10 protein-coding genes are annotated in these 8,640 nt (G+C 71.4%); 3 read left to right on the forward strand and 7 right to left on the reverse strand.

What is annotated here, in order from left to right; translation table 11 throughout:
- Positions 1 to 142: 142 nt before the first annotated feature.
- Entirely contained in the window at positions 143 to 898 is a 756-nt protein-coding gene (locus FV230_RS01950) for a CDP-diacylglycerol diphosphatase (protein ID WP_147841018.1), read from the reverse strand.
- 360 nt (positions 899 to 1,258) lie between these two features.
- Between FV230_RS01950 and FV230_RS01955 the strand changes: the two genes are divergently transcribed.
- Positions 1,259 to 2,782 (forward strand): integrase family protein, encoded by a 1,524-nt coding sequence (locus FV230_RS01955; RefSeq protein ID WP_147841019.1) that lies wholly within the window; start codon positions 1,259 to 1,261, stop codon positions 2,780 to 2,782.
- The gene (locus FV230_RS01960; protein WP_147841020.1) at positions 2,783 to 3,589 is read left to right on the forward strand and encodes a hypothetical protein; all 807 of its coding nucleotides are present in this window, start codon (positions 2,783 to 2,785) and stop codon (positions 3,587 to 3,589) included.
- Positions 3,590 to 3,654: 65 nt separating this feature from the next.
- On the opposite strand, the gene FV230_RS01965 is transcribed toward FV230_RS01960, so the two are convergent.
- The 6 genes from FV230_RS01965 to FV230_RS01990 form a co-directional block, all read right to left on the reverse strand.
- Positions 3,655 to 5,193, reverse strand: a complete 1,539-nt coding sequence (locus FV230_RS01965) for a hypothetical protein (protein ID WP_147841021.1) — start codon at positions 5,191 to 5,193, stop codon at positions 3,655 to 3,657.
- Between the two features lie 4 nt (positions 5,194 to 5,197).
- A complete protein-coding gene (locus tag FV230_RS01970; protein WP_147841022.1) occupies positions 5,198 to 5,473 on the reverse strand; it encodes a hypothetical protein in 276 nt (91 codons plus the stop codon).
- A gap of 102 nt (positions 5,474 to 5,575) precedes the next feature.
- A complete protein-coding gene (locus tag FV230_RS01975) occupies positions 5,576 to 6,094 on the reverse strand; it encodes a hypothetical protein (protein WP_147841023.1) in 519 nt (172 codons plus the stop codon).
- 92 nt (positions 6,095 to 6,186) lie between these two features.
- A complete protein-coding gene (locus tag FV230_RS01980; protein WP_147841024.1) occupies positions 6,187 to 6,849 on the reverse strand; it encodes a hypothetical protein in 663 nt (220 codons plus the stop codon).
- A gap of 40 nt (positions 6,850 to 6,889) precedes the next feature.
- Entirely contained in the window at positions 6,890 to 7,138 is a 249-nt protein-coding gene (locus tag FV230_RS01985; protein ID WP_246694688.1) for a helix-turn-helix domain-containing protein, read from the reverse strand.
- Positions 7,135 to 7,446 carry a hypothetical protein gene (locus FV230_RS01990; RefSeq protein ID WP_147841025.1) on the reverse strand — a complete coding sequence of 104 codons (312 nt, stop codon included), beginning with the start codon at positions 7,444 to 7,446 and terminating at the stop codon, positions 7,135 to 7,137. The genes FV230_RS01985 and FV230_RS01990 overlap by 4 nt, the downstream gene beginning before the upstream one ends.
- A gap of 255 nt (positions 7,447 to 7,701) precedes the next feature.
- On the opposite strand from FV230_RS01990, the gene FV230_RS01995 reads away from it, so the two are divergent.
- A complete protein-coding gene (locus FV230_RS01995) occupies positions 7,702 to 8,418 on the forward strand; it encodes a hypothetical protein (protein ID WP_147841026.1) in 717 nt (238 codons plus the stop codon).
- The last annotated feature ends 222 nt before the right edge of the window (positions 8,419 to 8,640 follow it).

Genomic DNA, 8,640 nt, shown 5'->3' on the forward strand with positions numbered 1-8,640 from the left:
CCGGCATCGCCTTGTCGAGGCAACCGGTTGTCGCGCGAAGGCGCTCGCGCGTGACGACGCTTCGCCTCGGCGGCCCCGATCCGGTTCGGCTCGACGGCACGGAGCGACCTGTGGATGACCGTCGACGCCGGCGGCACACAGCCTACGGCGTCGCGGCTCCGTCAGCCGCCCCGCAGGTGTGATCCATCAGGTCCTCGGCGCTCGCCCGCGGCGCCCGGTAGGCCAGCATGTAGTAGCCGGGATCCGGATCGCCGGCCGGGGTCGCGACCGCCGCGAGGCTGGTCTGCCGCAGGTCCCGACGCCCCGGCAGGCGGACGAGCGCCGCGAACGGGTTGAAGCGCTCCGCCTCGGCAGCCGTCACCCGCAGGGCGAGGTAGCGGTCGCCCGCGAGGGGAACCGGGAACGGTGCCCAGGTGGCGCGGATGCCGTGGCCGTGCGTCCGCAGGGCGGCCAGCACCCGCGGCTTGATGCAGTCGAGATGGATGTGGAGCTGGTCCTGGCTTCGGCCCCGCGCCGAGTTCACCGCGAGGCCGACCTCCTCCACCGGCACGCGGTTCTTCAGAGGGGCCGCCACGAAGCGCCGGGCCGCGAGGGCGGCGCGCCAGTAGACGATCCCCCGCGCCCCGCGCAGCACCGGCGCCTCGAGCCCGGCGACCGTGTCCGTCGGCATCACGACGACGTGGGTCGGCTCGCCCGGCGCGCGCAGCACCGCGGTCCCAGGCCGGTCCTTGTCGCCGAGATCGACGTCCAGGCAGGGAAAGGTCCGGTTGGCGAGCGTCTTGGCGAGGACGCAAGTCTTCAGCGCCGCCCAGAGCACGTCCCGGCTCGGATCGCCGGCGGCGCGGGCGGCCGCCGGAAGCGCGGCGAGAACGATCGCGGTCGGCACGATCCAGCGCATGACGTCCCTCCCGGATCCCCGACGCGCCGTCCGCCCGAGGCGGCCGCGATCACCCCCGCCGCGTCGCATCGGCGATCGCGCTTTGCAGCACGGCTTCGGAGTGCCCTGCAGGCATGAAAAACCCGCCACGTCGAGACTGGGCGGGTTGAAGAAATGGTAGCGGGAGAGGGACTCGAACCCCCGACACGAGGATTATGATTCCTCGTTCGGCGCCCTGGACGGCGTGCGTGAGCCCGTTCGGGCGGGGCGTTATCCCCTGGTTTCGCGCATTCAGGCAACGACTTGGCAGGGTCTGCCTCCTAGAACGGGCTCCGGGCCCCGCCCGAGCACCCCCGCCCGAGAACCGCCCGAGTTCGCCGCGTGCCAATCCGCCTATCCGAGACGATCGTCAAGAAGGCCCTAGCCGATGTCGAGGCCAAGCGCCCCGCCTACGACCTCATCGACGGCGGGTGCCCGGGGCTGCTGCTGCGCGTCGGGCCGCGCGGGGCGCGGTTCTCATTCAAGTACGAGAGCCAGGAGCGGACGTGCCGGCTGACGCTCGGCGGCCCCGCGACGATCTCCCTGTCCGAGGCGCGGTCGCTGGCCAGCGACGCTCGGCGCCGCCTCGTCGATCGGATCGGCGTGCCGGATGACCGCTGGCTCGAAGCGCAGCTGCGCCGCCTGCGCAAGCTGCCGCCGAAGGTAGAGCCCCCGCCCCGGGACCCGGCGCAGGTCGAAGCGTTCGAGGACGCGTGGAACCGCCCCGGGGAATGGACTTGGGACGAGGCCAAGGCGGCCTTCCTTTCGGAGGTCGCGCGGGTGCGGCGACCGGCGACGCACCTCGACTACACGAAGCTCCTGCGGGCCCCCGAGCTCGCGGTATTCACCGGCCGCCGGGTCCGCCGCATCGGGATCGACGACCTCGCGACCATCGTCCACGCGATCCATGCGAGCGGTCGGGAACGGCACGCCGAGCACCTGGCGAGCGTGCTCCGCCCCATGTGGAGCTACCTCGCGCGCCACGAGAACCGGAAGCGCAGCGGCGTCGACGCCGGCATGCCCGGGCTGCGCGCGCCGGAGCGGACGCCCGGCGACAAGCCGCGGACCAACGGGAAGGTGCCCGGCGGCCACGTCGCGACGCCCGCCGAGATCGGCCGCGTCCTGGCGGTCGCCCGATCCGGTGCCCTGGAGCCGACCGTGGCGGCCGCCCTTGAGCTTCTCGTCCTCACCGGACAGCGACGGCGGCCGATCGCGGAGGCATTGGCCGAGGATTTCGTGGCTTGGACGGAGACGCCGGGCTGGGGCGTGTGGTCTATGGGCCCCGCCCATAGGAAGACCGCTGCCAAGCGCGGCGACAAGCACAGGCACGCGATCCCGCTCCCGCCGGGCCTGTGGTCGCTCGTTCAGGCCCAGGTCGACCGTGGGACCGGGCCGTTCCTGTTCCCGCAGATCCGCCCCGCGCGCGCCGGCGCGGCCGAGGACGGTCACATGAACGACAGCGCGATGAATGCCCGGTTGCTTGACATGGGCGTCCTCGCCTCGCCGCACGACCTGCGCCGCGGCCTTTCGACAGTCTGCCAGCGCGTGCTCCGAATCCCGCGCGACAGCGTCAAGCTCGTCCTCGACCACAACGAGGGCATCCGCAGCGACGACGTTCTCGAACGCCACTACAGCGACGACGATCGCCTGGACCTGAAGCAGCCCCTGATGTCTCGATGGTGCGCCTGGGCGGACGAGCGCGCCACCGAGGCCGCGGCCGCGCTGCCCGACATCGCCGACCTGCGCGCCGAGCTCGCCCGCCGGCGCCGGGCACGAGAGACCGCGGGCAAGGGCAAGCGCGCCCTGGCCGCGGCGGCCGGGGCATGCCATGGGGAGCGAGTCGGGGAGCGCAGCGGGGAGGCGTGAATGGTCGAGAAGCCGGTCGGGCGCCGAGGCCGCCCCCGCGGGGGCGAGGAGGCCCGGAGCAACCTCGAATACCACGGGGGGTCGTACCGCGTGACGATCCTCGTGCCGGAGAGAGTGCGCCATCTCGTCGGCGCCGCCCGGCTCCGGCACGACCTCAAGACGGGGAACCTCCAGGTCGCCGCCCTGGCCAAGATCCCGCACGTCGACAAGTTCCGGGAGAGGATCGACGAGGCCCTAGCGTCGCTCGGTGAAACTCAGCGTGACCGCGACGTCGCCGCGTATCTGGCCGTTGTCGAGGACTGGCGGCTACGCCCTGACCGATACCCCGCCGGTGCGATCGCAGAGCTCGAACGGCAGCTTGGGATACCGTACGAGGACCGCGTCGGGGAAAGGGAGCAGAGCGATAGGTTTGAGCCAGGGCAGACGTCGCTGGCCGGCCTGCACGACCGTTACATTCGCGAGCAGGCCGGGCGGCTCAGTCCTCGTACCCTCGTCGATGACCGCACCGCGATCTTGTGGCTACTGCGGCTCCTCGCCCAACAGAGCACGCCGGCGGCCATGGAGGCGGTGACGGATCGTACGGCGCGAGACATCGCCGAGGGCATGAGAGACCGCACTGGCATGGCGCCGACGACGGCGGCCAAACTCCTGTCGCGACTGTCCGCGTTCTGGAAATGGGCGATCGCGCAGGGGCTAACGACAGACAACCCCTGGCCGATATGTGTACGTGGCCTCCGATACGACGCCAGTCGCAACAAAGTTGACTCACAAACGAGGCAACTGTTTCCGGTCGGGCAATCCCGTTAATCTTTGCTTCGACCAATCGTTAACGGCCAACTCGTAAATAAAGCAGCCATTCCCGCGAGCGAGGTTCAGGCGGTGACGGGCTTGCGCTTGCGAGTGCGGGCGGGCTTCGCAGGCGGGGGCTCCTCGACGCGTTTCCATGCCCAGGCCTCCTCGTCGAACGTGAAGTCAGCCCGGTCAGTCCTGAGCCGTAGACCGCCGGCGTAGGCGGGCTCGCCGACGTCTTCGAACAGTTTCACCTGGGCCAGATGACCATCGAACAGGCGGACCGTTGCGACGGTGATGGGGCGGAGCTTTACGAATCCGCAGACCGTTCTGGCGGGGGTGCGGCGGACGCGGAGGATCTCGCTCACGTAGCTGGGCCGCCCCTTCAGCATGAGCTCCAGGACCGCGGCGTGGACGTAAGCGGCGTCCTCGGCGGACACACCGGAGCCGGTCACCGGGATCGGAACGGGACGGGTCGGGGCTGGCTCAGGCTGGGATACGGGCACGGGTGCCGGGGCCTCGTCCTCCGCATCGACCTCCACATCGTCCTCGTCGATGGCCTCGGGCGCCCCCCTGCGCCACGCCCGGCGCGCGCCCTCCCAGTAGGGTGGCTCTCGGCCATGGTGGTCCCAGAACGTACGGTACCCTCCCGGCGCCGGCGTAGCCCTGAGGCAGCAGTAGGCCCCATCCCACATCCGGAGCCGCCCCACGAGAACGCCATCCAGCCAATAGGCCGTCACGACCCCGTCGACGCACGACGGGATGCCCTTGGGTGTCGAGTCGGCGACCATCTCGCGGAGGAGCTCGTGGGGGTCGTCCTCGCCGGCGGTGGGGGTCGGCTCGTGCGCGAACTCAGCCCCTGGTTCAGGCTCCGGCGAGACGGTCGGGCCGACGCGGACCATCGCCTGTTCCGGAACGTCCGACAGTCCGATCGCGCGCTCGTACGCGAGCGCTTCGGGGTTCGGTTCCATGTCGGCGTCGACATCGTCCGGCGCGGGCACCGCGGCACGCAGCCTGATCCGCTCGCGCGTCACGAGGCGACGCTGCAAGGCACGATCCGGTGGGCTCGCAACGTCGATACCATGCTGCAGGCAGTATTTGCGGACCTCGGCGGCGGAGAGCGGGCACCGCCCCTGGACGGCGACGTAGAGCTCGTGCCCGCCGGCATGGATTGCGGCCTGCCGCGTCAGCCACAGGTAGGCCCCCTCCGTGTCCCAGCAGGGGTCCAGGTGCCCGCCCTCGCCGGCGCCGTAGTCGCGCTGCTCGTAGTCCCAGCCGGCGGTGTAGCCGAGCCGCGTCTCGGTCAGGAGCACCTGCGCGTGCTCCTTCCGACGGAGCAGCGGCCCGGGCAGGACCGTCGGCACGGCCCCTCTGGCGAGCCAGTCACGCCAGCGCATCCGCGCCACGAAGCTTTCGGGCCCGAAGGCCTGCCCGGTCACGAATCCCTCGATCGCGGCGACTTCCTCGGCGGTGAACGGCGCGGCCCCGTCGGGGGGCGTCGCCGGGCACGGCACGGGGATCCGGTCCCGATCCGGGCGCATGCAGGGCCCGGGATCCCCGAGCACATCGAAGATCGAGATCTGGCGCGGGTCGGCGCGGAATGCGGTGGGGGCGCGGGGCATGGCGTCAGGCCTGCACGTGCGGGACGGGGGCGGTCGTGGCGATAGCCATGATCGCGTCGATGATCTCCAGGGCCTCGTTGTCCTCGGCGTCGTCCAGGACCGCGATCGCGAGCTGCAGCGTGCAGTCCGCCAGGGCCTCGTCGCCCGTCTCCGGGGACGTCTCAGTGCGACGACCGGCGACGATTTCGAGGGCCCGCAGGCGGCGGGTCTCCAGGACGGTGGCGAGGGCGGCGCGCACGTCGGCGCGGGCGTTCTCGGCGGCGATCTCGATGGGCGTCATGTCGTCCTCCCGATGGGCGTATCGGCCCTTGACGGGCGGTCCCGATCTACGGGGCCGCCGGTGGAGGGCCGGAGCGCGCACGGCCCCGGCCGGTCCTGAGGATCAGTCCACGCCGTCGGCGAGCGCGGCGGCATCGGCGTCGGTGGCGTTTTCGATCGCGGCGCCGCTGACGCCCACGTATCCGCCGTCGATCATCTTCTCGGCGACCTTGCGGGGGCAGTCGTGGAGGACGACCGTGGCGTCCACGACGGACGTCCAGTTGATGCGGGAACCGCCCGACGTGATGCGCCCCTCGACGAGCACGACGCCGTCGCCCAGGGTCGCCCCGGAATCCCGCCCGAAGGCCCGGGCGATGACGCGGCCCGCGACGTCGACGGGACCCTGCCAGGACTCCTTGTGGATCGTGCAGCGGACCGTCACGACGTCGGGCTCGCCCTGGCCGTCGCCGCCGTAGCTCCGCTTGAGGGCGGCGCGGACCAAGGCTTCGTTGCGGGCATCGACCCGCCATCGGGCGTTGTGCCAGACGCCACCCATATCCTTGATGCGCTTGTTGAAATTCTTGTTGACGTGCGGGGTCTGCACGAGCAGCGCACCATCCTGTTTCACGACCTGCAGCGCCATCGATCCTGTTCCCGATTTCGCCCCCGCGGGGGCTGCCGCCACCCGCCGGCCGGCGGGTGGTATCCGTTGGTGCGTTAGGGGCGCCCCGCCCGTCAGGCGGACGTGCGCGTCATGGGGCCGGTGGAGGCCATGATCGCCAACACGGCGTCGATGTCGGGCTCGCCGTCGAGGAGAGCCTGCGCCGTGCGGGCGGCACGGTCGGCGGCGCGGCGGGCTTTCTGCTGAGCGGTGCGCTTCGCCTTGCGCTCGGCCTCCGCCTGGACGGCGGCTGCACCGGCCCTTTCGGCGTCCTCCCGGGCGTGGGTGGCCCCCGTGCAGTAAGCGCGGGCGAGCCGGATCACGGTCTCGGGGCTGTCCCTGTAATCGCCGCGGAACGCGACGCGGCGGGCGCCCTGGCACGTCTCCGTGACGAGATACCGCCCGCGGACGTGATCCCGCTCCAGGACGAGCGGGATGGAGTGCATGTCCGGGTCCTCGCGGTGGCTCCTCTCGAACGCCCGACCCAGTTCGATGACCTTGAACGATCGCTCCCACGCGACCGAGTCGGCCTCCGCGGCATCGCGGTCTGCGGGCGATGCTGCGCAGTACCGCAGCAGGGCCCCTCCGATCGATTTCGAGACGCGCTCGCCGTCGGTCAGCTGGAGACGAACGCGCACGCCATCGGCGCAGACGACGGGCTTCATGCCCGTCAGGTATTCGTCGAGCTCATCCACGGTGAAGGCGACCTCAGGGGCCTCGCTGTAGAGGGCGATCATGTAATGTGGGGACGTCGACGGCTCTCGGCTCTGCATCATCTCAGCGTTCCTTTCCTGATTCGGTGGCGTTAGCCGACTCGTAGGCCCGGGCGACGGCGCGCAGCCCCAGCCCCGCCAGGATCCCCGGCGGGATGCCGTGCTCCCCGCGGATCCCGCGGATGACTTCGCTGACGGCGGTCTGCGAGACGCCGTGCCGCCGCGCCCACGCCCTCTGGCCACCGGCCGATCGGCACGCGGCCTCCAGGCGAACGAGGACCTCGGCCTCGCCGATCGAGGGGCGCCGGCTCACGACCGGGCCCCCAGGCGCAGGGCGGCACGCCCGGCGCGATCCGTCGGCAGGCCGAGACGGCGGCAGGCCCTCAGGATCGAGGCCGGCGCGCAACCCCATGCCGTCGCCGTCGCGGTCAGGGGCGCATCGGCCAGCACCGCGACGCGCAGCACGGCAGCCCCCGGGACGCGACCGTGGCGCCGGGGCGAGGCCAGCCCCGCACGCAGCGCCCGCTGCCGGATCGTCTCGCCCGTCAGCCCGACGTCACGCCCGATCGCGGCGTAGGCCTCGCCCGCCGCCACCCGCCGCCGGACCTCAGCGTCCGGCACCGTTCTCGTCCTGATCATTGGCACCCCCGTGAATCGACTGCCGATTCGCTAGCGGCACGGCCTCGCCGACCGCGACGACGATAGAGTGAGCGCGCGCTTCCGGGAATGCAAGTGGGTCTAATCAAAAACGTTCATTCGACGTGGTCGGAGACGATCTGCTAATCGGTTCGAAATATGCGCCTTCTACCCTGGTGCCATGCATAGGCCTGCGCTCTGCTGGACGCAGGCGGCACCACGCCGTCGGAGTGAACTGCAATGATGGATAAGCTCGATCTCATCCGCCGCCTCGTCGCGGCGATCGTGGCGGCGTTCGCCCGCATTTTCGGATTCGCCATCGGGCCCGTCGGCGAGGCGCTCGTCCCGCTGACCCGCCGCACCCCCGCCATCCGCGATGCCGTCGCTCTCGGCGCATCCGGCGCGGCCATGGCGGCTGGTACTGTCCTGGAGGGGCCCGGCCGCATCCTGGATGCAACGGCCGGTGCGGCCGCCGGGGTGCTGGGCGCGCTCGTTCCGCGGCGGGCGCCAACGGCCGAGGACGTCGCCGGAGCCGCGCTCGCCAACGACAACGGCGTGCCCGACACCGCCTACCGAGGCGGCCCGATGATGACGTACGGGGACACTGTCGTGGCCCACGCCAAGGCAAGGGCCGGGCTGGCGTCGGGCCGCGGCCTCGGCCAAATCAACAGGGAGACCGCGGACTGGCTGAACGGCATGTCGCCGGCGCAGATGGCTCTCGTGGCCCTGGCAGATCCCCATGACGTCCACCGGCACCTTCGCGCGCGCCGTCGCCTGGAGCTAATCGAGGGGCTACCGGAGCCGATGCACATGCAGCATGAACTCGCGCGCGAGCGCGCGAGGGTCGAGGCCGAGCGATCGGAGCGTGAAGCGGAACGTCTGTTCGACGAGCACATGCGCGACCCGGCGACCATCGCACGCATGCAGCAGGCCTCGGCCGCGATGATGCTGCACTGACGCGTCACGCACCGTTTGCACATGCGAAGGCCCGCCCGGGTGACCGGGCGGGCCTTTCTGCGTCGGGAATCCGTGCGGTCTGGCTAGCGCCGCGCCTCGGCGGCCGCGAGGCGCTGGGCGAGCGCAAGGCCTGTCTCATAAACACAACTCCGAGCCCACGAGACATGCGCAGATCTCGTATGCCGTCTTCAGCTTGAAAAAAAAAAGGGGGGGGGGGGGGGG

This window comes from Methylobacterium sp. WL6 (genome assembly GCF_008040095.1).
Classification (GTDB): Bacteria; Pseudomonadota; Alphaproteobacteria; order Rhizobiales; family Beijerinckiaceae; genus Methylobacterium.

Excerpts from the sequence above, each read along its gene's own strand:
- FV230_RS01950 (WP_147841018.1), bottom strand. The coding sequence starts at position 898 with ATGCGCTGGATCGTGCCGACCGCGATCGTTCTCGCCGCGCTTCCGGCG.
- FV230_RS01960 (WP_147841020.1), top strand. The coding sequence starts at position 2,783 with ATGGTCGAGAAGCCGGTCGGGCGCCGAGGCCGCCCCCGCGGGGGCGAG.
- FV230_RS01965 (WP_147841021.1), bottom strand. The coding sequence starts at position 5,193 with ATGCCCCGCGCCCCCACCGCATTCCGCGCCGACCCGCGCCAGATCTCG.
- FV230_RS01970 (WP_147841022.1), bottom strand. The coding sequence starts at position 5,473 with ATGACGCCCATCGAGATCGCCGCCGAGAACGCCCGCGCCGACGTGCGC.
- FV230_RS01975 (WP_147841023.1), bottom strand. The coding sequence starts at position 6,094 with ATGGCGCTGCAGGTCGTGAAACAGGATGGTGCGCTGCTCGTGCAGACC.
- FV230_RS01980 (WP_147841024.1), bottom strand. The coding sequence starts at position 6,849 with ATGATCGCCCTCTACAGCGAGGCCCCTGAGGTCGCCTTCACCGTGGAT.
- FV230_RS01995 (WP_147841026.1), top strand. The coding sequence starts at position 7,702 with ATGATGGATAAGCTCGATCTCATCCGCCGCCTCGTCGCGGCGATCGTG.